The sequence below is a fragment of the Pseudomonas sp. CP4 genome (genome assembly GCF_047758505.1).
Lineage (GTDB): Bacteria > Pseudomonadota > Gammaproteobacteria > Pseudomonadales > Pseudomonadaceae > Aquipseudomonas > Aquipseudomonas fluorescens_AO.
Genome location: NZ_CP180489.1, coordinates 711,005 through 732,237, shown reverse-complemented (window position 1 = coordinate 732,237; position 21,233 = coordinate 711,005). Strand labels below are relative to the sequence as shown.

The window sequence follows — 21,233 nt, the reverse complement described above, 5'->3', positions numbered from 1 at the left end:
TTTGATCGACCGGCCTTAACGCAAATCCTCGGGCTGCATCGTCAGAATAATCTTCCCGACATTCTGCGAAGACTCCATCCTCAGATGGGCATCGGCTGCGCGGGACAGCGGGAAGGTGCTGTCCACCACCGGTTCCAGACTCGCAGCGCCGGCGAAGCGTTTCAGCCAGTGGTCGCGAAAGCGCTGGATCATCGCGTGCTTCTCCGGCTGAGTGCGTGACTTCATCACCGTGCCGATGATTTGCAGGTGCCGGTAGAGGATGTGCTCCAGCTCCACGTCGACCTTGCCGCCGCCGCCAAGAATGCCGACCTGCACCAGGCGGCCGCCGTGGGCCAGCGAGGCGATGTTGCGGGCGAAGTAGGGCGCGCCGATAAAATCAATGATCACATCGACGCCGCGCCCGTTGGTTTTGTCGGCGATGACTGCGGCGAAATCCTCGGTCTTGTAGTCGATGGCCACGTCGGCGCCCAGATGTTCGACGCGCGACAGCTTGCCGCCCTCGGTGGTCGCGTACACCGTGGCGCCGGTGGCGTAGGCCAGTTGCACGGCAGCGGAGCCGACGCCGCCGGCGGCGGCATGGATCAGCACTGAGTCGCCTGACTTGAGTCGGGCCAGGTGCAGCATCGCTTCGTGGGCGGTGACGAACACTTCGGGAATCGCCGCGGCGTGCACATAGTCGAGCTGCGCCGGAATCAGCATGGCCATGCGGTAGTCGATGCGCGCCAGTTCGGCGTAGGCGCCGCCGCCGACCACGCCCATCACCCGTTCGCCGACGGCGAATCCGCTCACTTCGCTGCCGGTCTCCAGCACTTCCCCGGCAATCTCCAGACCGATGATCAACGAGTCGCCGAAGTTGGCATGGCCGTAGCCGCCGGTTCGGTGCGTCAGGTCGGCACGGTTCACGCCGGCCGCGTAGACGCGCACCAGCAGGTCGGTCGCGCGCACTTCAGGGTTGGGCGCTTCGCCGAGCTGCAGCACTTCTGCCGAACCGAACTCTTTAAGCTTGATGGCTTTCATCTCAGCGTTGCTCCGTGTCGGCAAGGGTGGCATTGGCGATGGCCGAGGCGGTGATGGCGCCCGGAAAACCGATGTAAAAGGCCAGGTGAGTGATCGCCGCCGCCAGTTCTTCATGGCTCACGCCATTGCTCACGGCACGGCGCAGGTGCGCGGGCAACTCTTCGCAGTGGCCGCCGGCAATCAGCGCAGCGACAGTGATCAGACTGCGCTCGCGGGGTGCCAATGCGGGGTCACTCCAGATCTGCGGGTACAGCGTTGAGTCAACGAATTGCGCCAGTTTCGGGGTGAAGGCACGGGCGGCTTCGCGTGGGCTGCTGAAATCGATAGTCGACATGGAAATCCCCTTAAACCTGGCTGATGAATTTGTTAGTGAGGTAGTGCTCGATGCCTTCGATGCCGCCTTCGGAACCGTGGCCGCTTTCCTTCATGCCGCCGAAGGGCAGTTCGGTGGCGACGATGCGGTACTGGTTGATGCCGATCATTCCGGCTTCCAGGCCATCGGCGACGTCGATCGCGGTGCGCGCATTGGAAGTGAACGCGTAGGCCGAGAGGCCGTAGGGCAGGCGGTTGGCTTCTTGCAGGCCGTCGCTCAACTCATCGAAAGGCATCAGTATCGCGATGAGGCCGAAGGGTTCTTCGTGCATGATTCGCGCATTCATCGGCACATCGGCCAGAACAGTGGGCTGGAAGAAGTAGCCTGCGCCCGGCAACGCTTCGCCACCGGCCAGCACCCGTGCGCCTTTCTCGACGGCGTCGGCGATCAGTTGCTCCATCTTCGCCAGTTGCCGTGGGTTCGCCAGAGGCCCGACCTGGGTTTGCGGATCCATGCCATCGCCGATTTTCAGTGGCTTGGTGGCAGCAACGAAGTGCTCGACGAACTCGGCATAGGCCTCGCGCTGGATAAGAAAACGAGTCGAGGAAATGCACACCTGGCCGGTGCCGCGAAAGCGATTGGCAACGCCTTCCACGGCAGCCTTTTCGATGTCGGCGTCGGCAAACACCAGCACCGGACCGTGGCCGCCCAGTTCCAGAGTGATCGGCTTGACGCCTTCGGCAGCGCGGGCCGAGAGCAGCCGACCGATCGGCACCGAACCGGTGAAGGTCACTTTGCGAATAATCGGTGAGGCAATCAAATGGCTGGACACTTGATCCGGCACACCGAACACCACTTGCAGCACGCCTTTGGGCAAGCCGGCATCGTCCAGCGCACGGGCCAGGGCCAGCGCGGTGGAAGGGCTTTCCTCGCCGGGCTTGAGCACCACGCTGCAACCGGCGGCCAGCGCTGCCGAGAGCTTGCGCGCCGGGGTGATGGCCGGGAAATTCCACGGTGTGAACGCTGCCACAGGGCCGATCGCCTGACGTTTCACTAGTTGCAGTACACCCGGACGATTGGCCGGTACGACACGGCCGTCGATGCGTCGTGCGCTTTCGGCGAACCATTCGAAATATTCCGCCGCACGGGTCACTTCATCGAGGCTTTCGCGCAGCGGCTTGCCTTCTTCCAGCGTCATTTGCGCAGCGATGTGCGGGGCGCGTTCGAGGATCAGATCGGCGGCGCGCTTGAGGATTTTTGCGCGCTGGTCCGGCACGGTCTGGCGCCATTGGTCGAAGCTCAGTCGGGCCACTTCGAGGGCGTGATCGAGGTCTTCGGCGGTGGCCAGTGGCACCTGGCCGAGTTCCTCGCCGGTTGCCGGGTTGACCACGGCGGCGGTCGCGCGGTCTTGGGCGGTGAGCCATTGACCACCGATGAAGAGATAGAGCGGATCGTAAGGAGTGTTCATGGATGTCGCCTTCATGGTTGAGGATTCATTCGGCGCCTTGTACGCAGCGGTTCAGGCGTCCCGTGGAATCCAGTCTATGGAAGGCGTGCCGTTTGATTTAGCCGGCCACGAGGGAATCATTGTTGTCCCAGAAGGTAATATCGAGCACAGGAGCGAGCGTGTAGGATCCGACGTTATCCGCAGTGAGTGGCAGGTCTACAGGACGATCATGATGGACAAACTTTCAAACATGTCGGTGTACATCAAGGTAGTCGAGATGGGCAGTTTCACTGCCGTGGCCAACCATCTCGACTCCACCGTCGGTAACGTATCGCGTGCGGTCTCGGCGTTGGAAAACGTGCTCGACACTCGGCTGTTGCAGCGCTCGACCCGGCGTCTCTCGGTGACCGATGCGGGCCGGCGGTTTTATGAACGCTGCGTGAAGATTCTCGCTGACCTGGAAAGCGCCGAAGCCGAGGCGAGCAATGCCGCCTTGCAACCACGAGGGACGTTACGGGTGCACTGCGTGCCCGGACTGGCGCGGCAACTGGTGACCGGCGCGGTGCTGGAATATCGCCAGGCGTTTCCCGAAGTGACCGTCGATTTGATGCTCTCCCAACGCATGCCCAATCTGCTTGAGGATCAGTTGGACGTGTCCATTCTGATCGCGCGAACGCTGCCGGATTCGGCGTATGTCAGCCAGAAGATCGGCGTCAGTCACTGTGTACTGGTGGCCTCCCCGGAATACCTGGCGCGGCATGGCGCACCGAAAACGCCGGAGCAGCTTTGCGATCATCAATGCCTGCTGCTCGGTACCGTGGATTACGTGCGCGATGAATGGCAGCTCAAAAGCAAGGCGGGCGATGCGACGTTCATCCCGAGCGGGCCGAGTTTCAGCGTGAACGATATGGACGCAATGGCCGTGGCCATTCGCGAAGGGGCGGGGATTGGTCTGTTGGCAGGCTTCACGGCGATCGACGATTTGCGTACCGGCAGGCTGGTGCGGGTGCTGCCCGATTACCACACCTACGAGCGCAATGTTTACGCGGTCTACACGTCTCGCCAGTTTGTCGATGCGAAGATCACGCGATTCATCGATACCTTGAAAGCCCGGGTCGGCGCGCAGTTGGCGAGCACTGCTCAGGCGCTGATCGATTGAAGCGGTAAAGGCATTTGCGTCTCAGCGAGCCAACTCTGAGACGCAATGGGTGTGCGAGGTATTGGCCCGATCAACCGTTGCTGCAGCCGCTGCCCATGACCTCGTATTGCAGGATGTGCTGTTTGCCTTGGGAATCCTGATAAGTCATGTGCACCGGCACTACGGCGCAGACATCCGGCACGGGATCTTCCGAGATGATTTTGGCGACGTCGAGGTGACTGGCGTAGGTGTATTGCTCGACGGGAGGCGTGGTAGTCGATTCCTGAGCCATGACCACCGAGCTGAAGCCGAAGAGTGCGAGGACGAGCATTGAGACTTTCATGGAAGATGTTCCTTTGCTGAAGTTGAGTGTGCTGCTGGAACAAACTCTATGCGGCGGCTGGCGGGGGAAACAGGCGCGGATCGGGTAAAGACTGTTTACGGTTTGAGCCACAATCGGCATGTGGTGAACGGGCGCGCGGGGTTCAGCGCAAACAAAAAAGGCGCCGGTAAGGGCGCCTTTTGCTTTCGCTAGGTTTACGGTTCGCCGCGCTCAACCATCGCGCGCCATTGCTGCACGCTCGGACGTTGCTGCATGCGCGCGTGCCATTCGCGCAGTGCCGTGCAATCTTCCGGGACTTCCAGCTCAACCAGCGCCGAGAAGATCATCCCGCCCAACACGGCGATATCGGCCATGGAAAAACTCGCGCCGGCCACGAACGGTTGATCACGCAGCAAGTTGTCGAAATAGCGCATGCCGCGCACAGCTTTGTCCCGCATGCGCATGCCCCATTCGGCGTTCTGGTACAGCTCCACTTCCGGGCCAAGTCCCGGGGTTGCATGGTGGAAATACACGCTGACGGCATCGAGAAATTCGATCTCGGCACGTTTGGTCAGCATGTGGATTCGTCCTTGCTCAATCGGTGTGCGGCCGGTGAGTACAGGGTTGCCGTCGAGGGCGTCAAGATATTGCGTGATGGCGGTGCACTCGGCGATTAGCGTGCCGTCGTCCAGCTCCAGCACTGGCAGCGTTCCGGAGTAGTTCAAGCGCAAGAACTCGGGGTTCTTGTGTTCGCCTTTCCACAGATTTACCGAGACGAATTCGGTGCGCTCCAACAGCGATTTTTCCGCCAGGGCGATGCGCACGCGGGCCGGGTAGGGGCCGTTGTACCAATCGTAGATTTTCAATGCGGAAATGGATTGAGCGTGGTTTTGAGTCGAGTTAGCGGTCATTTCAGTTTCCCTGCCTGTCAGTTGGTAGGCAAAGATTGCGGTCAGAATTTATTGCTGTCAATCCCTACCTGCCAATTGGCAGGTAAATCTTTCGCGGGTACACTCCGCCCCATTGATCGATGGTCATCAAGGACACAGACATGAGCGTGAACGCACGCGAAGCGATTCTGGACGCCGCCAAAACAGCGGCGCAGACCCACGGCTACAACGGCATCAACTTCCGTAGCATCGGTGAAGTGGTGGGTATCAAGAACGCCAGCATCTACTACCACTTTCCCAGCAAGGCCGACCTCGGCGCGGCAGTTGCCGAGCGTTACTGGCAAGACGCCGCCAAGGCGCTGGACGACATTCGTGAGGCCAATCCCGAGCCGCAACAATCCCTGAAGTTGTATCCGTCGATCTTCCGCACTTCGCTGGAAAACGGTAATCGGTTGTGCCTGGTCAGTTTCATGGCTGCCGAATATCAGGATTTGCCGGATGCGGTGAAGGACCAAGTGAAAAAGTTTGCAGAGGTCAATATCGAGTGGCTGACCCAGGTGTTGATCGCTGCAGGATCTGCCGAGGAAGACAGCTGCAAGGCGCGGGCGCGGGCGATTTACGCGGCGGTGGCTGGCGCGCAGTTGATTGCGCGCAGCCGAGGGGATATTGCGTTGTTTGATGAGTTGATCGGCAGCTACGAAAGTGCCGGGCTGATTTCGGCGGATTTCACTGAGTAGCTTGCCACTCGTGCCGATATCCACTGCCTGCTGTAAGCCAGCACATGGTCAGCAGTGGCGGTGGGGAAGTGGATGAAGCCATGCGGACACTCCGGCAGCACGTACATCTCCACCGGCGCCGCGTGTTGCCAGCGCTCAGCGATCAGCCGCGTGTCATCCAGCAGCGGATCTAGGTCGCCGGCAAACAGCAGCGCTGGTGGCAGTCCGCTGAAATCGTCGTACAGCGGCGACAGCGGTGGCTGGCGTCGTTGTTCGTCGCTGATGTCCGGCGTGAGCAGGCGCAACGCTTCGACCATGCCGGGGCCGTCGAGCACCAGCGTATCGGCGGGTGCGGTGCGCACGCTGGGTGTGCCGGTCAGGTCGTAGACGCCGTAATACAGCAGCGCGCCGCAGATCCGTTGCAGCAGTTGCGGCGAAGATTTGAGCGCGAGCAGGGTGGCCGCCGCCAGATGCCCGCCGGCCGATTCACCGACGACGACTGCGGGCAATCCGGCAAATTCAGCATCGTTCAAGATGCCGCGCGTGGCGCGCAGACAATCGTCCAGCAAGCCCTCGATCGGCGTCGACACGGCCAACCGATAATCCACAGACACCACCGCCACGTCGCACGTATTAACGATGGCGATGTTGAAGTTGTCGTTCATCTGCGCATTGCCGATCACCCAGCCACCGCCATGGAAGTCCAGTACCACGCCTCTGGCTTTGCCCTTGGGACGGATGATGCGTACCGGCACCGTGTCGATGATCTTCCGTTCGGCGGTCAGCCCATGCTGGCGCAACTTGCCGGCGCCGCTGAGCTGACCCGCCCGCAGCAGCGCCTGAATCAGCCGTGGGGTGACTCGATTGCGCACCTTGAAACGCGGCAGCCAGGCGAGCTTTTTGTTGAACGCGCGAACCTGCGCCAGTTCGCGCTCGCCTTGCGGCCATGGAAAGTCGCTCACAGGCGATTCTTCATCAGGATCGAGCAGTTCAGCGCTGCCGCGACGCACAGCCACGCCAGATACGGGAACAGAATCAGCCCGGTGACCACGTCCAGTTGCAGGGCGAGCACGACCATCACCGCGACCACCACCCACAGCACCGCCAGAATCACCAGCGCCGCCAGCACCTGATGCGCGCCGAAGAACACCGGCGTCCACAGCGTGTTGAGGGCGATTTGCGCGGCCCACAAGGCCAGCACCGTTTGGCTGCCGGGGATCAGGCTCAGGCGATAACCGGCCCAGGCCAGCAGCAGGTAGATGATCGTCCACGCTACCGGAAAGGCCCAGTTGGGCGGGGTGAAGGAGGGTTTGGTCAGTGATTCGTACCACGGGCCGGGTTTGAACATCACGCCAGTGGTTGCCGCCGCCGCGCAGGCCAAGAGGAAGATGAAGAAGGTCATTGCCGGTCCTTAGCTGTGATCAGCTGTTATGGAGAGTTAAGAAGAGGACGCTTCGCTGCGCAAAAAGTTTGTTGCAAATGCATTTTGGCAGTGAGGTTGAACTAAAAGCTGACCGCAGCGTCAGGATAAACACTGCCTTTTCCCACCGACGCGGACGACATCATGTACACCTATCACATCGAATACCGTTTCAACGGCGAGCCTCGTACTTATCTGCTCGAACTCAAGGAAGCGCAACTGGCCGAGCACGACGCGGCGATGCATCTGCTGGAACTGCATCTGGGCGATGCCGAAAACAGCCTGGTCATGCCCACCGCGGATTCGACTCCAGAGCAGATTCTCGAGCAGGCAGAGCGGGTGGGGATTACACATATCCGGGTGGTCAGCCGGACTAATTGACCGTCACGGTCCATCACATTCCAGGCCACTGTCCCCGCCACTGCAATAACGGTCCCGGCCTTGCTGCTTTGCCGCATAGAGCATCTTGTCAGCCGATTCGATCAGCACGGCGGGGGACACGTCCTGTTCGGCTGGCTGGCCAACCGCAATGCCCGCGCTGGCAGTGACGTGACCCAGCGGGTGAGCACTGTGCTCCATCTGCAATGAGCGAATGGTCTCAAGTATGTCCTCTGCCACAAGCGCCGCCCCTCGAATATCCGTGTTGGGCAGCAACACGGAAAACTCCTCGCCGCCATAGCGCACGGCCAGATCACCCGGTCGCTTGACCGCTCGCGCAATCGCTTGGCCGACAGCGCTCAGGCAATCGTCGCCCGCCGCATGTCCGTAGGTGTCGTTGTAGAGTTTGAAGTGATCAACATCAATCATGATCAGTGAAATCGAGGAACCCTGGCGTCTGGCCAGACGGATTTCGTCAGCCAGCGCGGTGTCCAGGCGGCGGCGGTTGGCCAGCCCGGTCAGGCTGTCGGTCAGGGCCATGTCCTTCATGGCCTGGTGTGCACGGCGCAAGTCCTTTTCCATGACCATCCGTTGGCGCAGTTGCCTCAAGACGATCCACCCAAAGATCGTGAAAGCGGTGATCACCGACATCAACACGAAGCCGGTTTTGATCAGGTCCCAGCGCCACGGCGCAATGATCGATTCGCGGGAAAGGCCGGTTTCTACCACCAACGGATAGGTGCTCAAAGCCCTGTAGCCATACAGACGCTGGGTGCCGTCGACGACGGCTCTGACTTCGGCGATGCCTTGATTGGAATAGGGCAGGTAGTTCTTGAAAACCTCGCTGTCGGCGAGGCTCTGACCGATCACCGAGGCGATAAAGGGGCGACGTACAAGAATCGTTCCGTTGCGCAACGCCAGTACCAGTGCGCCCTTGTCGTCGATCTTGAAATCGCCGTAATAGTCGACGAAGTAACTGACCTTGATCGTCCCCAGCAGCACGCCGGCGAAGGAGCCGTCCGGGTTGTTCAAGCGGCGGGAAATCGGAATGATCAGGTCGTCCGTGGATTTGCTTTTGACGACATCACCGATGCGCACGTTTCGGTCGGTGTGGGTGCGGTGGTACTGGAAGTAATCGCGGTCGGCATTGTTCGCCGGATCCGGGATGTTTTCCTTGTCGGTGACGATCCAGTGCCCGTCCGGGCCGTAGATGAACAGGCCGTGCAGCTGCGGCATCAGCCTGGCCTGCTGGACCAGCAACTTGTGGATCCGGGGCACATCGATGTTCTGCAAGCCATCGCCTTCGACGCGCTCGCCCAGCGCGGCGGTCAATACGTCGACCTGGCGAATGGCGTCTTCGGCGTGCTGCGCCGTTGCCCGCGCGAGGTTGGTGACCGAATCCCGGGCGGACGAAAACGCCGAATGGTAGTCACGCCACGTCCGCCATCCTTCCACTCCCAGAAACGCCAGAATCACCGTCAGCATGAAGATCACGGTCAGGCGGAAAGCGGCTATCTCGCTGGAAGCTTTGACGGGAGCGGTTTGTGCAGCGTCATGCCCTTGGCTGTCGGGCAGTTTGCGGCCGAGCATTTGAAGATCCTTATGCTTGTCATCTCGCATCTCTGAAAGATGACCATCCTTTTCCACTGGGGATTCAATTTATTGCCCTGGTCAGGCGGCGGCCATTGGATCGTTCAAAGCCGTGCCGGGTCAACATGTGCAATAACGCGCGCCTTGGGGTGAGACTTGTGAGTGAAATCATCACTGCCGGTGACCTGAACATCGACCTGCGAAACGCCAACGAATCCGGCCTGTTCAAATGGCTGCTGGCCAGTTTTCTGATGGGCAAGAGGATTCAGGGCGCCATCGCCGCCAAGGCGTATCAAGTCATAGTAGAGCAGCATCACAAAGACACCCCGCAAAAGCTTGCGCAGTGTACTCACCGGCAACTGGTGTCGATGCTGGGGCAGGCGCGTTACGTGCGCTATGACGAGAGCACGGCGTCGCGATTACTCGCGTTGGCCAGCAAGCTCAACAGCGAGTACGCCGGCAAGGTCGGTAACATCGTCGCAGCGAGCGCGGATCGCAAGGCGCTGGAGAAGCGCCTGTCCGAGTTCGAGGGGATAGGGCCGAAGACCGTTGAGATCTTCATGAGGGAAGCGGCTGCGGTGCTGTTTTGAATGTGCATCAGCGACAGGCTCACATCGCAACGACTTTCCCCGCCAGCTCGCTCATCATGATCAGCGTTCCGCCGGCGAATATCGCGCAGCCCAGCAGAAACAGGAGGCCGGGGGCGATGATCGGCCTTGAGGGCAAACCCGGATTTTTAAGTGTTCTCATGTCGCGCTCCTCTTACCGATGGAATGGTTCAGCCACCTCGATTGAACGGTTGCGCGATGCCAATGCGCGCTTGGCAAATACCGGCATCGTGGGCAAGGCGTCGTCGACGGCTGGATGTTCGTCCGCTGGCGGGACGGTGGTCTCCTCGGCGAAGTTATTCGGCAGCAGCGTACCCAGGCCAAATACATTGACGGCCATGCTGACTTTCAGCCCCCGACAGGCCTGTTTGCAGTCGAGCTCAAAACACGCGTATGCATGCTCCATCAAGCGTTGAAAATGTTCAGTGGTCAGTGCCGAGACTTTGCTGCTTTTCATGTTGTTCACCTTGAGCAAGTGGCGACCCCGGATCGGGGCCGCCGGGCTGGACTCAGACATCTTTGCCTTGCACGTAACCGGAGCCCAGATCAGCACCGGTCACCGGTTCGCTGAGTGGGTCGGAGGCCGTGCGGGTCTTCATCGCCTCAAGCACTTGTGCGTCTTCAGCCGGAAGGGAGACGGTCGCCAGACCATCGCCGCCATCGACCGCAGGTTCTGGGTTCTCGACGTACTCCCACGCACCGCCCTCGTTCCAGGGGCCACGAACGCCGGGCTCGCCGGACATGTTGAAGTACTTGTTGGTGAATTCGGGCATCCCCTGCAGCTTGCCTTGCGGGAAGTTGGGCTGGATCGAATGCAGGGCTTTTTCGAACGACTGCTGATGGGCAATTTCCCGAGTCATCAGGAAACCAAGCGCCTCTTTCACGCCCGGATCGTCGGTGATGTTGATCAAGCGTTCGTAGAGGATTTTCGCCCGTGCTTCGGCGGCGATGTTGGAACGGAAGTCGGCTGTCGGCTCGGTGATCGAGTCAACGTAGGCCGCCGTCCACGGCACACCAGCCGAATTGACCAGCGGCGCGCCGGCACCATAGAGCAGGCTGGTGATGTGCGAGTCATTACCGGCGCCATTCAACGCGCGGTATAGCTCGCCTTCTTCCTGCACGCCCTCGGCGAGTTGACCTTTGGCACCCTTGTTGAGCATCACGATGATCGAGCCGACCACCTCAAGGTGACTCAATTCTTCGGTGGCGATGTCCAGCAGAAGGTCTTTGCGCCCCGGATCTTCCTCGGCCAAGGCTTGGGTGAAATAGCGCGCTGCTGCGGCCAGTTCGCCATTGGCACCGCCGAATTGTTCCAACAGCAGATTGGCCAGGCCCGGATTGGGCTCGGCTACTCGAACGGTGTACTGAAGTCGCTTGTTATGTATGAACATTCAAAAACTCCTCAGACCAGCTATCGCGCATCAGCCCGTGTGGGCGTCAGCGCATGCATAGTTTGTGAGGAGTCGGCGAAGCAGAAATTTCGTTTATTGCAGGGTGGCTGGACGGACGGCAGAGGGCGGAAAGTTCCGAAAACAGGACGGTTGGCTTGACCCTGTTGCACGAGCAGCGTGGGAGCGAGCCTGCTCGCGAATGCGGTACGTCAGTTACCGATTTGGCGGCTGACCTGGCGCTTTCGCGAGCAGGCTCACTCCCACATGGGTCTGTTTGCGATCAAGCGATTTTAAGCGCCTTGAGCACAGGGAGCGTTTGCTCGGCGAACACCTGCGCCTGTGCGGTCAGTGCGGCGATATTGGCTTCAGCGGTGAGCAGCGGTTGGCCATTGTCGATCAGCACTTCACCTTGTTCGCTGATCACCCCCCACGCCAGTTGCGCCCATTCGGCCGGCTGCTGTTTGCCTTGCTTGATCGAGATCAGGAACAGCTGCTGGAAGCGGCTGACCGTCACGCCACCACCGGTGACCGGGCTGGCCAGGGTCTGGATGTTGGCGCCGTACAGCGAGCGTTTGCACAGTTGCAGATTGAGCGCGGCGCAGCGACCGCTGACCTGCGACTCGGCGGCCTCGCTCTGGCACGGAGCGACAGCGCCCATACCGATCAGCACGGCCAGGGCTTGTTCGAGGTCGTCGTAAGCCATCGCAGTCTCGGAGAGCAATTGGCGCATGGATTTGGCCGCATAGTTCTGCGCCGCCAAGGCATCGAGCACCGGGCCGTAGATTTCCGCTTGCAGGGTCGCTTCGCCGGCAGGACCGGTGACCGAACCCGCGACAGTTTCCCAGGATTGCAGCAACGCGAAACGGCTGTGCAGCATCCTCGCCCGGCGTTCGGCAGCGGACAGGCGCGTCGCGCCCCGCACGTACAGGTCGCGGCGGAAGTGCTGGTTGACGAAGTAGTCCCGCGCTTGCTCGCGCATGATCGGGTGTTCGATGGTTTCCAGAAAGTCCATGCCTTCGGCGCTCAGGTTGAGCGGGTCGACCGAGTCCAGCGGCACTGCCGTGGTGGCGTAGTCGAGTTTGGCCGGGGCCAGCGCGTCGACCATGTCGGCGAAGTACATGCAATTCCAGTCGCGATTGAAATATTCGTGGGCGACGTAGTGACGATCCTGGCCCTTGATGCTCTGCAGCCGCGCACCGAGACTCGGCGCCGCAGCGGCATACTTCGGATTGGCCGCGAGCAGCGCTTCGGAAAACTCCAGTGCGGCGTCGATGCGCTCATCGGAGCGCGCCGAGGCGTTGGCGAATCGGTCATGCAGGCTGAACAGATTGCGCAGCGGCGCCGACGGCGACCAGCCGGGGAAGCAGTTGTAGCTGACGTAAAGCATACCGCCCGGTTTAAGGTGACGGCGGGCGAATTCGACGATCAGTTTTTGATTGTCGCGGCTGACCCAGGTCCAGATACCGTGCAGGCTGATGCTGTCGAACTGCGGCAGGTCATTGCGCGCTAGCAGCTGTTCGAAACTGTCGTCATACAGACGCGCGCCATTGTTGGCGGCAGTCGCGAGGTCGATGGCATGGGCGGCCATACCCGGGTGAAAGTCCGTACCGACAAACGAACCCGGGTTGGCCGTGGCGTGGATGTTGATCGACACGCCCTGACCGAAGCCCAGTTCGCAGTGCACGCCGTCGTTGCTTTCCAGCGTGGCGAACCCACGCAACAACAGGCAGTAACGCAGGAACACCGGATTGATCTCCCGGCTATAGCTGTAGGTGTAGCCTTCGTCGGTGAAATAACCTTCGTTCCAGGCGTTGCTCATGGGTACAGCCTCTTGTTCTTGAAAGTGATGGCAGTCTTATAAGGGGTTGGCATTGCGCGCGACAAATTGAAAAAACGGATACTTTCCCAAACCCTGTGGGAGCGAGCCTGCTCGCGAAAGCTTTTTTCAGTTTGAATATAATCGGCTGACACGCCGCTTTCATGAGCAGGCTCGCCGCCACAGGGATCGTCAACACATTCAAGCAGGATTGATGGACCGATCACGCACCCCACGGCCCATTCGCGCAGGCATTTTGTAGCCAGCCGAAACTGTCATATTCCTTCCCACTCGCCTGACCATAGTGACCAGCCCAACGCTGATTTCATGAGGCTGCACTGTGTTCCAACGTCTTCTGTGTTCGCTGTCCGTTCTGAGCCTGTCCATCGCCGCTGCCCATGCGGCCGAGCCTGTCACCCTCGACACGCCGCGCTTGTCCGGCATCGACAACTTCCGCGACATCGCCGGCATCACCACCGCGTACTCCACCGCCCACGACGGCGTTATGCGCAGTGGCGTGTTCTACCGCTCCAACGCGCTGACCCCATCGGCGGCGGATCTGGCGACACTCAATGGTCTCGGCATCAAAGCCATTTACGACCTGCGCACGCCCAGCGAAATTGCCGCCACGCCTGACACGATGATCAGCGGCGCGGTCTATCGCAACATCGACATCATCGGCAGCACCACCTCGGGTGCGAACATCACCAATATCTCGTTCCACAGCGCCGCCGAAGCGGTGGCGATGATGGAGGACACCAACCGCGCTTTCGTCAGCGATGCCGGCATGCGCGGGCAGTTCGGCCAGTTGTTCAATGAGCTGGCCAGTGTCGACGCCGCGCAGCTGTTCCACTGCACCGCCGGCAAGGATCGCACCGGCTGGACCGCCGCTGTGTTGCAGAGCATCGCTGGCGTCGATGAGGCTACGATCATGGCCAATTATCTGGCGACCAACGACTACACCGCCGCCCGTGTCGCCGCGACCTTGAAAGCGCTGCCGCCGAGCATGGCCGCTGTCTACGAGCCGTTGCTCGGGGTGCAGGCCAGTTACTTGCAGGCCGGTCTCGACCAGGTCGCCGCCGAGTACGGCAGCATGGACAATTACCTCAAGCAGGGCCTCGGTCTGTCCCAGGAAACCATTTACGTGCTGCGCGGCAAGCTGGTCGAGTACAACAGCTTGCCGGGGCAGGCCGGGCTGATCGGCAACGCCGCTGCTGGCGCCGAGTTGCTGCGGCAGTTGCAGAACTCCGAGCTGTCCGGCACTTACAGCGCCTACAACTATTACCTGCAATCCGCGATCGACGCCGGCACGCTGGGCGGTGTCGAATCTCAAGTTGGCGGACAGGTCCACGCTGATGCGGCCAGCTACCTGCTGCGGCAGAACGCGATGATCGAACAAGCCGCCGCAGCGTTCGCCAGCGGCAGCGATCTGAAAGCCGGCCAATACCGCCTCTGGAGCACCGCGCTCGCCAGCTACCTCGGCACTGACGGCTCGGCCCATGTTGAGAGCAGCAACGAACACAGCCAGGGCCTGATGCTCGGCATCACCCAGCGCTTCAACGAACAACTCAGCGCGCGCGGCGGTTTCGGCTACAGCAAGGGCAGCGTCGGCGGGGCGGGTGGCGAGGCCGAGACTGACTTGACCTTCCTCAACCTTGGTGCGCGTTACGGCCTCATCAGCCTTGAGCGCGGTATGTTTGTCGATGCCAACGCCAGCGCCGGTTACGTCGACTACGACAGCAAACGCGAGCTCGGCGGTGGCCTCGGCACAGCCAAGGGCGACACTCACGGCAATCTCACTGGCGCGACCGTGGCGTTGGGTTATCGCCTGCCGCTCAGCAGTGTGATTCTCGAGCCGAGTCTGGGCTTTCGCGTCAGTCATCTCGACTTGCAAGGTTTCAAAGAGAAGGGCAGTGAGCTGGCACTGGACGTCGATGGCATCGAGCAGACCCGCCGCAGCGCGGTTGCCAATCTCGACGTGTCATTTGCCCCAGTGGCCATGGGCGCGTGGCAGTTGGTCCCGGGCGTTCGCGTGGGCTATGAACGTGCGCTCGGCGATCAGCACGTCGACAGCGAAGGCCACCTGCTGGGGCTGGATATCGAGCAGCGCTCGGCGTTCGATAACCGCGATCAGTTCAGTGGCGGCGCCAACTTGATGGCAAACCTCGGCGCCCTGAGTGTCGGCGCTGAGGTCGGGGCCAACGGTGGCGGTGACAGCCACGGTTTCAATGGCGGACTCAAGGCCAGTTACGCGTTTTGAACACAGCGAGCCCGGCAAATTGCCGGGCTCTTCAGTTCAAGCATGCTGCGCACGCGAAGGTTGCTGTGTGCGTGCCGGCTGCGCGGTGGGTTCGGGCAGCGAGGCGACATGCACGGTGCGCGCCGGGAAGGCGAACGTCGCGTCCAGCTCGGCCACCGCTTCCATGATTGCCAGATTGATGCGTTGCTGCACGTCCATGTAGACGTTGTAGCTGGCGTCCAGAACGATGTACACCGTTTCGAATTCCAGCGCGCTTTCACCAAAACTGCGGAAATGGCAGCGGTCGAAGCGTGCCTGTTTTTCATTCTTGATGATGCTTTCTACGCGCTGGGTGATTTGGCGAATCTGTTCGGTGGTGCATTCGTAAGTCAGACGAAACTCGAACACCACCCGACGCTCCTGCAGGCGTTTGTAGTTCTGAATGGTGCTGCCGATCATGTCGGCGTTGGCCATGACAATCTGCTCACCGCCAAGACTGCGGATGCGCGTGGTCTTCAGGCCGACGTGCTCGACCGTACCGGCCAGCGTGCCGACGACGATGAAATCGCCCACCTCAAACGGCTTATCGACGGCAATCGACAGCGAGGCGAACACGTCGCCGAGAATGTTCTGCACCGCCAGCGCCACAGCGATACCGCCGACACCGAGGCTGGCGACGAACGCAGTGATGTTGACGCCCAGGTTCGACAGCATCGCCAGCAGAATCACTGCCCACAGCAACACCTTGACGCCCCACAGGCTCAGGGTCGCCAATGCGCTCGCCTGAAAAGTGCCGGTCGCGTTATGCCGCGAGAAATAGCGATGCAACCCCAGCGCCAGCGCGCGGTTGGTCCACAGGCCGACCTGCAACGCCGCCACCACGAACCATAAACTGCTGACCCGCCCGAGCCAGCGCTCCGGCAAATCCAGCAAACCGATGCCGACCAGAATCGACGCCAACAGCAGCAGCGTGGTGCTGGTCGCCGCCAGCACTTCGCTGGCCATGTAGGTCAGATGCCCATTGCCGGCGCTGGCCCGCGCCTGCACCTTGCGGAACACGAAACGGATCGCCGTGGTGGTCAGCAGATAACTAAGCGTCGCGGCGAGAAACGCCAGTACCCAATTCGCCAGTGAAATGCCTAAAATCGTGTGTGCTGTGAAAAAGCCGATGAAATCCTCGGTCATAAAAACCCCCTTTTTGCCAAGTGGCCTGTCTGGGGTTAGTCGCCCTGAGATTTCTGCTGTTCAATCAAATGCAGGTTTCGACGGACCGAATGGTCAACGCCTGGCCTTCAACTCCGCCGGGCTCACGCCGTAAGCACTCTGAAAATACTGACAAAAGCGCCCGACATTGCTGAAGCCAAACCGCAAGGCCACCTCCGTCACCGACCCTGCATGCCCGCGCGCCAACGCCTCATAGGCGCGCTGCAAACGCACCTGACGCTGATAAGCCACAATCGTCATCCCGACAAAACGCCGAAAGCCTTCCTGCAAGGCGCGCTGGCTGACATGGCTCAACCGCGCCAGATCCACGCCACTGACCAACTGCTGCGGATGCGCCTGAATAAACTCCATCGCCACCTTCACATGTCGCGGCGCCACACACGGCGCCGGCCGGCGCAAGGCCTCGGTGAAATTGTGCGGCCACGCCTCCAGCACCGCATCGATCAACATCTCGCGCAAGCGCGACGGCATCAGCGTACCGCTGTTGATCAAGGCATCGAACTCAGTGCCCGTGGCCAGATCAATCAACGCCTTGAGGCCCTTGAAAGCTGGCGCATTCAGATCAACGCTGGGCTCAAACACGATCCTCTGGACAATCGGCTTCTCCAGCAGCGCCGCCAACCGCTCGGTGAGCTGCTGACGATTGATCGAGATGCCGTGATGCGCGTGATCATCAACAAAGCGCATCGAACGGATATCCGCCTTGTCGATCGCCAGACCGACATGCGCCATGCCGATGGACTCGGTGGCGTGGTTGAAAACGATCTTGCCGGCGGTGGGGATGACGAAGGTGATTTCGTTCTGCGGATCGGGGAGGGTGACGCTGAAGTCGCCGTGGTAATGCATACGCCGAAAACTCACCCCGTCGTGCCGCCCGTAGACCCCGCCGATGATGATGTTGGAGGGCGGCGGCGGAGTATCGGCGTAGCGGTTGCCGAAGAGCCTGGAGAACAGGGCGCCGAAGTCGGAAGAGGTGAGGTTGTCAGAGCGCAGGATGATTTTTTGGCGGGGTGGGGAGGTGGCGGTGATGGGCGGCATTTTGGAATGCGGGCTCTTGGGGCGATGGTGGGGACTGGTAGAGCCTAGGGAACAGGCGTGACGGTTCAGTGACAGGATTGGAACCATGGACTGCTTTCAGGCAAAAGCAGACAGCCAATACTCGCACTTGTATATTCCCGGCAGACAGATCACCACGTCCGAACAGACTCGGGAACGTACGCATTCATGGATAGGAAAAAAGGCCAACCCGACAGCACTGACTGGGTCATCCGCAGTGTTCAACCAGGAGGAATCGAGCGTATTGAAGCGGGTTTGGCAGCCACGGCTACGATCCTCATCGACATGACACCTACTCCATCGGCCGCACCCCTTGCCTTGGTGAAGTTTTACGAAGTGGGTAGGCTTAGAGCTTATTGGGCAGGGAAGCAATTCATGAACGAATACGGTACTCGGATCGATAACGCTCCCATGGGTATAGCACTCATTGTCGGCGCTGTTTTTTTGCTTGCCCTGGCCGATGCAGCAGTCAAATACTTCAGCGCGAAGCTGCCCCTGTGGCAGCTATTCTTGATCGTGTCTTGCCTTTCGGTTCCCGCCCTAGGCACTTGGCTTGGCCGACGCATCCGCACAGGCCGTCTCAGAATTACTTCCGTTCCGTGGATAATGGCCAGGAGTCTTCTGCTGTTATTGATGTGGGTGACTTACTACTCGGCACTGCCGTTAATCCCACTATCGGTCGCTGCCGTTGCAATCTACACGACACCGATTTTTATAGCCCTTTTCTCCACCTGCTATGGCGGTGAGCCTTTGTCTCCATCCGGCTGGGCTGCAGTGGGATCAGGTTTTGCCGGCGTAGCCTTGGTGCTGCGCCCGGGTTCGGAAATCTTCACGCTTGCGACGTTGCTGCCTGTCGTCGGCGCTGTCTTTTACGCACTCGCGATGGTGGTGACGCGCCGAAATTGTCGCAGTGAACATCCTCTCGTACTGGCGCTAGGATTGAACGTCGCTTTCCTTTTTGCCGCCTGCATGGGAGGTATCGCCTCGCTGAACGTCAGCGAGGCAACGGTTGTTCGCGCTCCGTTTTTACTATCTCCATGGCAGACACTCGGTTGGCAGGAGATAGCCTTCATTTCCTGTTATGCCTGCATGCTGATTCTGATAAATACAGCTACCGCCAGGGCCTACCAGATTGCACCTCCCGCACTTGTCGGCACCTTTGACTATGCTTACCTGGCCTTTGCTTGCCTGTGGGGTAATCTAATATTTCACGAAGTGCCAGACGGCTTTACATGGGCGGGAATGCTGTTGATCTTGATCGCGGGTTGGACGATTTTTCGCGTTCAGAAAGACGTTGAATAAGCGCCCGTTATCGCGCAACTGACGCAGGTTTTGCGGGAGAGGAGCGGGGAGCTCCAAGAGTTGTTGCACCGCCTCCCGAATTCATCGAGACGGTAGCTTTGGGTCTATCAGATTTCCACTCCAGACGGCTCGACGCAATGAGACCGCGGCCTCGAGTTAAGGTGGCCGCTCACAGCCTGAGCCGAGGTCTGCCAATTACCTCTTGCCAATACGGTTGAGTTGCAGGGGCTATGTCGATAGCAGAGATACCGACTTCACCGGTCGTCCGGGTGTCCGCACTAACTATACAGTCCAATGTCATAATGATGTCATGTGGGGAGCGCCAATGCGTTTACCCACTCACTCACAATATGCGTGATCCTATGCCTGCGACCGACGATTTCCGTTTCAACGCCCACCACCTCTTGCTTGATCTGGATGCAGCCACAAATCACCTCATGATGCTCGTTGTGGCGCACGAAGTGACAGGACACCGCTGGGATGAAGCTGTGTCTCGCCACAAGCAAGCTTACGCAGCATGGGCGTCCATACTCACTGGCATTTCAACCGATCCGCTGCCTGCCCTTGATGGTCGACCGGTAGAAGGGAACAGCTCTACCGCTAAGTAGCCTCCAACGCTCGAAAATCTTCAGAAATCTCCTTCTGTGCCTCCATGCCGAGGCGAAACAGCTTTTGTTGGCAATAATCGTCTGAGCCCTCGGTGACAGGTGGAGAGTGAACAGCGTTCGGCTACAGTTCAACGACTGCAGGGAGTGACGTATGAGCCGTTCAATTTGTCAATGGCCTGGTCAGCTCGAAAGCATTGCCAGCTACAGCGCTTGTCTGAATTCTCGATTGCTCATATCGGTGGTTGTAAACCGATCCCAAGGCTGGGAGGCTGGCGTGACATTTACCATAAGGACATGCCGAAATGAGCTCAAGGAAAATCCTCGTCACAGGTGCGGCAGGAAAGATCGGCACTGCTTTTTGGCAAGAGCGCGACGATAAATCCGATTTGCGTTTGGCCGATCTAGACGTAACTCAACTCCCGGACTCGGCACAGCGTTTCGCTCTGGATGTCCGGGATCAAGCCAGTTGCCTTCGAGCTTGCGAAGGTATCCATACCGTCATCCATCTTGCCGCTGACCCTGACCCAGACGCCGATTTCATGGACTCACTGCTTCCAGTGAACATCGTAGGCACTTACAACATGCTTTTTGCCGCAAAGGCACAAGGTTGCAAGCGCTTCATATTTGCAAGCAGTGCCCAAGTGATTGAGGGATATCCAACGGATGTTCAGGTCCAGGAATGCATGGCACCTAAACCAGGCAATCTCTACGGAGTCAGCAAGGCGTTCGGAGAAGCTTTGGCTTCGCTGTATGCAAACGATGGACAGATGACGACCATCGCAGTCCGGATTGCCAATGTAGCCAAATTTCAACAAGGGCAAACCCACAGTCCCAGAGACGTTGCGGCCTTCATCAGTTTTAGAGATGTTGTAGCACTACTCAATAATTGCGTTGAAGCCGAGCTGAAGGGTTTTCACGTTATCCATGGGGTCTCAGATAACCGATATAAGCGTCTCTCTATTGATCAGAGCAGAAAAGTTGTCGGGTATGCCCCCGTTGATGACGGGTTTGAGATATTGGAAGGAGGCGCTCAATCTGATTGAACGCAAATTACCTAAAGAGGGCGGATAACGGCCAAAAGCGGACAAAGTGTTCAATGCGATGTAGCATTCAGCTGTCGAAAAAGACGGGCCGGTATGGTTAGTCCGGCCGTTCCCTCGGGAGCTCTGCGTTGGCATCAGTCCAACCCCGCGACCTTCACCTGACTTTACGGGCTCAGGATGGTGGTCGTGTGTCCCACTGCACAGCGATCCCGATTGGTGATGTTCAGTCCTTTTAAATTGGAGAACGTCATGCAAGCTAGAATTTCTGTTCTTACCCTCGGCGTACAAGATCTTGAGCGCTCCGTCAGCTTCTACCGCGACGGGCTTGGCCTTGTCACGAAAGGCATTATTGGTACTGAGTTCGAGAACGGTGCCGTCGCATTTTTTGATCTGCACGGTGGAATCAAACTCGCCTTGTGGCCGACGAAAAGCATTGCCTCGGATACTGGAATACCGCTTCTGAACGGGAATGTTTGCTCAACCATAGGGCACAACGTTTTTTCCAGGGATGAAGTCGATACGGTTCTAGAAGAAGCGAGGAAAGCCGGAGCGCAGATTGTCAAGCCGGCGGCAGAAACGTTCTACGGAGGGTATGCGGCCTATTTCGCTGACCCGGATGGGCACTTGTGGGAGATCGTGTTCAATCCGCAAATGCTTCCAATGCTGTAGTAGGTGGCCCGACAGGTCTCATCATCCAGTTCGATGTAGTGGAAAC

The 21,233-nt window shown here is 59.5% G+C and carries 22 protein-coding genes and 1 pseudogene; 9 read left to right on the top strand and 14 right to left on the bottom strand.

The features are described from left to right. Window positions 1-15 precede the first annotated feature (15 nt). The 3 genes from ACMYUN_RS03025 to ACMYUN_RS03015 are packed head-to-tail and all read right to left on the bottom strand — an operon-like array spanning window position 16 to window position 2,798. Window positions 16-1,017, bottom strand: a complete 1,002-nt coding sequence (locus ACMYUN_RS03025) for an NAD(P)H-quinone oxidoreductase (RefSeq protein WP_415762799.1) — start codon at window positions 1,015-1,017, stop codon at window positions 16-18. A gap of 1 nt (window position 1,018) precedes the next feature. Then, the gene (locus ACMYUN_RS03020; protein WP_415762798.1) at window positions 1,019-1,351 is read right to left on the bottom strand and encodes a carboxymuconolactone decarboxylase family protein; all 333 of its coding nucleotides are present in this window, start codon (window positions 1,349-1,351) and stop codon (window positions 1,019-1,021) included. Window positions 1,352-1,361: 10 nt separating this feature from the next. Beyond that, window positions 1,362-2,798 (bottom strand): NAD-dependent succinate-semialdehyde dehydrogenase, encoded by a 1,437-nt coding sequence (locus tag ACMYUN_RS03015; RefSeq protein WP_415762796.1) that lies wholly within the window; start codon window positions 2,796-2,798, stop codon window positions 1,362-1,364. A 211-nt stretch (window positions 2,799-3,009) separates the two neighbouring features. Here ACMYUN_RS03015 and ACMYUN_RS03010 point away from each other — a divergent pair, with 211 nt between their 5' ends. Next, window positions 3,010-3,936: a LysR family transcriptional regulator gene (locus ACMYUN_RS03010; RefSeq protein ID WP_122506987.1), complete on the top strand. Its 927-nt coding sequence runs from the start codon at window positions 3,010-3,012 to the stop codon at window positions 3,934-3,936. A 70-nt stretch (window positions 3,937-4,006) separates the two neighbouring features. Here the strand turns inward: ACMYUN_RS03010 and ACMYUN_RS03005 are convergent, their stop codons facing one another. After that, a complete protein-coding gene (locus tag ACMYUN_RS03005; RefSeq protein ID WP_016774351.1) occupies window positions 4,007-4,258 on the bottom strand; it encodes a DUF2790 domain-containing protein in 252 nt (83 codons plus the stop codon). Window positions 4,259-4,452: 194 nt separating this feature from the next. After that, window positions 4,453-5,103 carry a glutathione S-transferase gene (locus ACMYUN_RS03000; protein WP_415763950.1) on the bottom strand — a complete coding sequence of 217 codons (651 nt, stop codon included), beginning with the start codon at window positions 5,101-5,103 and terminating at the stop codon, window positions 4,453-4,455. 185 nt (window positions 5,104-5,288) lie between these two features. Between ACMYUN_RS03000 and ACMYUN_RS02995 the strand changes: the two genes are divergently transcribed. After that, on the top strand, window positions 5,289-5,864 hold the full coding sequence (locus tag ACMYUN_RS02995) for a TetR/AcrR family transcriptional regulator (RefSeq protein ID WP_415762794.1): 576 nt from the start codon (window positions 5,289-5,291) through the stop codon (window positions 5,862-5,864). Here the strand turns inward: ACMYUN_RS02995 and ACMYUN_RS02990 are convergent. Further along, complete coding sequence (locus ACMYUN_RS02990; RefSeq protein ID WP_415762793.1) at window positions 5,822-6,805, bottom strand: alpha/beta hydrolase fold domain-containing protein; 984 nt, start codon at window positions 6,803-6,805, stop codon at window positions 5,822-5,824. The genes ACMYUN_RS02995 and ACMYUN_RS02990 overlap by 43 nt on opposite strands. Next, the gene (tspO, locus tag ACMYUN_RS02985) at window positions 6,802-7,245 is read right to left on the bottom strand and encodes a tryptophan-rich sensory protein TspO (protein WP_041480509.1); all 444 of its coding nucleotides are present in this window, start codon (window positions 7,243-7,245) and stop codon (window positions 6,802-6,804) included. Before tspO ends, ACMYUN_RS02990 begins: the two co-directional genes overlap by 4 nt. A 162-nt stretch (window positions 7,246-7,407) precedes the next feature. Between tspO and ACMYUN_RS02980 the strand changes: the two genes are divergently transcribed. After that, a complete protein-coding gene (locus ACMYUN_RS02980) occupies window positions 7,408-7,644 on the top strand; it encodes a hypothetical protein (protein WP_016774354.1) in 237 nt (78 codons plus the stop codon). Window positions 7,645-7,647: 3 nt separating this feature from the next. Here ACMYUN_RS02980 and ACMYUN_RS02975 read toward each other — a convergent pair whose 3' ends face one another. After that, window positions 7,648-9,231: a diguanylate cyclase gene (locus ACMYUN_RS02975; RefSeq protein WP_415762791.1), complete on the bottom strand. Its 1,584-nt coding sequence runs from the start codon at window positions 9,229-9,231 to the stop codon at window positions 7,648-7,650. Between the two features lie 125 nt (window positions 9,232-9,356). On the opposite strand from ACMYUN_RS02975, the gene ACMYUN_RS02970 reads away from it, so the two are divergent. After that, window positions 9,357-9,821: a DNA methylase gene (locus ACMYUN_RS02970; protein ID WP_415763949.1), complete on the top strand. Its 465-nt coding sequence runs from the start codon at window positions 9,357-9,359 to the stop codon at window positions 9,819-9,821. Between the two features lie 19 nt (window positions 9,822-9,840). On the opposite strand, the gene ACMYUN_RS02965 is transcribed toward ACMYUN_RS02970, so the two are convergent. The 4 genes from ACMYUN_RS02965 to ACMYUN_RS02950 all read right to left on the bottom strand — a co-directional run bounded on the left by ACMYUN_RS02965 (window position 9,841) and on the right by ACMYUN_RS02950 (window position 13,049). Next, the gene (locus tag ACMYUN_RS02965; protein ID WP_165368398.1) at window positions 9,841-9,981 is read right to left on the bottom strand and encodes a hypothetical protein; all 141 of its coding nucleotides are present in this window, start codon (window positions 9,979-9,981) and stop codon (window positions 9,841-9,843) included. Between the two features lie 12 nt (window positions 9,982-9,993). After that, window positions 9,994-10,296, bottom strand: coding sequence for a hypothetical protein (locus tag ACMYUN_RS02960; RefSeq protein ID WP_129998492.1), 303 nt, complete (start codon window positions 10,294-10,296; stop codon window positions 9,994-9,996). Window positions 10,297-10,348: 52 nt separating this feature from the next. Continuing rightward, complete coding sequence (locus ACMYUN_RS02955) at window positions 10,349-11,230, bottom strand: manganese catalase family protein (protein ID WP_415762790.1); 882 nt, start codon at window positions 11,228-11,230, stop codon at window positions 10,349-10,351. 280 nt (window positions 11,231-11,510) lie between these two features. After that, a complete protein-coding gene (locus tag ACMYUN_RS02950; RefSeq protein WP_415762789.1) occupies window positions 11,511-13,049 on the bottom strand; it encodes a class I SAM-dependent methyltransferase in 1,539 nt (512 codons plus the stop codon). A gap of 337 nt (window positions 13,050-13,386) precedes the next feature. Here ACMYUN_RS02950 and ACMYUN_RS02945 point away from each other — a divergent pair, with 337 nt between their 5' ends. Beyond that, a complete protein-coding gene (locus ACMYUN_RS02945; RefSeq protein ID WP_415762788.1) occupies window positions 13,387-15,306 on the top strand; it encodes a tyrosine-protein phosphatase in 1,920 nt (639 codons plus the stop codon). Window positions 15,307-15,342: 36 nt separating this feature from the next. Here ACMYUN_RS02945 and ACMYUN_RS02940 read toward each other — a convergent pair whose 3' ends face one another. Both ACMYUN_RS02940 and ACMYUN_RS02935 read right to left on the bottom strand, forming a co-directional pair. Then, window positions 15,343-16,470, bottom strand: coding sequence for a mechanosensitive ion channel family protein (locus ACMYUN_RS02940; protein ID WP_129998496.1), 1,128 nt, complete (start codon window positions 16,468-16,470; stop codon window positions 15,343-15,345). Window positions 16,471-16,563: 93 nt separating this feature from the next. Further along, window positions 16,564-17,547, bottom strand: a complete 984-nt coding sequence (locus ACMYUN_RS02935) for an AraC family transcriptional regulator (protein WP_415762787.1) — start codon at window positions 17,545-17,547, stop codon at window positions 16,564-16,566. A gap of 186 nt (window positions 17,548-17,733) precedes the next feature. Between ACMYUN_RS02935 and ACMYUN_RS02930 the strand changes: the two are divergent. The 4 genes and pseudogenes from ACMYUN_RS02930 to ACMYUN_RS02915 all read left to right on the top strand — a co-directional run. Continuing rightward, window positions 17,734-17,876 (top strand): annotated as a pseudogene (locus ACMYUN_RS02930) (AraC family transcriptional regulator); the annotation flags it as partial. Continuing rightward, window positions 17,851-18,867 carry a DMT family transporter gene (locus ACMYUN_RS02925; protein ID WP_415762786.1) on the top strand — a complete coding sequence of 339 codons (1,017 nt, stop codon included), beginning with the start codon at window positions 17,851-17,853 and terminating at the stop codon, window positions 18,865-18,867. The pseudogene ACMYUN_RS02930 and the gene ACMYUN_RS02925, both read left to right, overlap by 26 nt. Before the next feature lie 910 nt (window positions 18,868-19,777). Further along, entirely contained in the window at window positions 19,778-20,518 is a 741-nt protein-coding gene (locus ACMYUN_RS02920) for an NAD-dependent epimerase/dehydratase family protein (RefSeq protein ID WP_415762785.1), read from the top strand. Window positions 20,519-20,767: 249 nt separating this feature from the next. Beyond that, a complete protein-coding gene (locus ACMYUN_RS02915) occupies window positions 20,768-21,187 on the top strand; it encodes a VOC family protein (protein ID WP_415762783.1) in 420 nt (139 codons plus the stop codon). Window positions 21,188-21,233: the final 46 nt, after the last annotated feature.

What these genes read in the sequence shown, in the direction of transcription:
- ACMYUN_RS03025 (WP_415762799.1), bottom strand. Translation starts at nt 1,017, where the DNA reads ATGAAAGCCATCAAGCTTAAAGAGTTCGGTTCGGCAGAAGTGCTGCAG.
- tspO (WP_041480509.1), bottom strand. Translation starts at nt 7,245, where the DNA reads ATGACCTTCTTCATCTTCCTCTTGGCCTGCGCGGCGGCGGCAACCACT.
- ACMYUN_RS02920 (WP_415762785.1), top strand. Translation starts at nt 19,778, where the DNA reads ATGAGCTCAAGGAAAATCCTCGTCACAGGTGCGGCAGGAAAGATCGGC.
- ACMYUN_RS02975 (WP_415762791.1), bottom strand. Translation starts at nt 9,231, where the DNA reads ATGCTCGGCCGCAAACTGCCCGACAGCCAAGGGCATGACGCTGCACAA.
- ACMYUN_RS02980 (WP_016774354.1), top strand. Translation starts at nt 7,408, where the DNA reads ATGTACACCTATCACATCGAATACCGTTTCAACGGCGAGCCTCGTACT.
- ACMYUN_RS02935 (WP_415762787.1), bottom strand. Translation starts at nt 17,547, where the DNA reads ATGCCGCCCATCACCGCCACCTCCCCACCCCGCCAAAAAATCATCCTG.
- ACMYUN_RS02940 (WP_129998496.1), bottom strand. Translation starts at nt 16,470, where the DNA reads ATGACCGAGGATTTCATCGGCTTTTTCACAGCACACACGATTTTAGGC.
- ACMYUN_RS02965 (WP_165368398.1), bottom strand. Translation starts at nt 9,981, where the DNA reads ATGAGAACACTTAAAAATCCGGGTTTGCCCTCAAGGCCGATCATCGCC.
- ACMYUN_RS03010 (WP_122506987.1), top strand. Translation starts at nt 3,010, where the DNA reads ATGGACAAACTTTCAAACATGTCGGTGTACATCAAGGTAGTCGAGATG.
- ACMYUN_RS03005 (WP_016774351.1), bottom strand. Translation starts at nt 4,258, where the DNA reads ATGAAAGTCTCAATGCTCGTCCTCGCACTCTTCGGCTTCAGCTCGGTG.
- ACMYUN_RS03020 (WP_415762798.1), bottom strand. Translation starts at nt 1,351, where the DNA reads ATGTCGACTATCGATTTCAGCAGCCCACGCGAAGCCGCCCGTGCCTTC.
- ACMYUN_RS02950 (WP_415762789.1), bottom strand. Translation starts at nt 13,049, where the DNA reads ATGAGCAACGCCTGGAACGAAGGTTATTTCACCGACGAAGGCTACACC.
- ACMYUN_RS02970 (WP_415763949.1), top strand. Translation starts at nt 9,357, where the DNA reads ATGTGCAATAACGCGCGCCTTGGGGTGAGACTTGTGAGTGAAATCATC.
- ACMYUN_RS02960 (WP_129998492.1), bottom strand. Translation starts at nt 10,296, where the DNA reads ATGAAAAGCAGCAAAGTCTCGGCACTGACCACTGAACATTTTCAACGC.
- ACMYUN_RS02925 (WP_415762786.1), top strand. Translation starts at nt 17,851, where the DNA reads ATGACACCTACTCCATCGGCCGCACCCCTTGCCTTGGTGAAGTTTTAC.
- ACMYUN_RS03015 (WP_415762796.1), bottom strand. Translation starts at nt 2,798, where the DNA reads ATGAACACTCCTTACGATCCGCTCTATCTCTTCATCGGTGGTCAATGG.
- ACMYUN_RS02955 (WP_415762790.1), bottom strand. Translation starts at nt 11,230, where the DNA reads ATGTTCATACATAACAAGCGACTTCAGTACACCGTTCGAGTAGCCGAG.
- ACMYUN_RS02915 (WP_415762783.1), top strand. Translation starts at nt 20,768, where the DNA reads ATGCAAGCTAGAATTTCTGTTCTTACCCTCGGCGTACAAGATCTTGAG.
- ACMYUN_RS02995 (WP_415762794.1), top strand. Translation starts at nt 5,289, where the DNA reads ATGAGCGTGAACGCACGCGAAGCGATTCTGGACGCCGCCAAAACAGCG.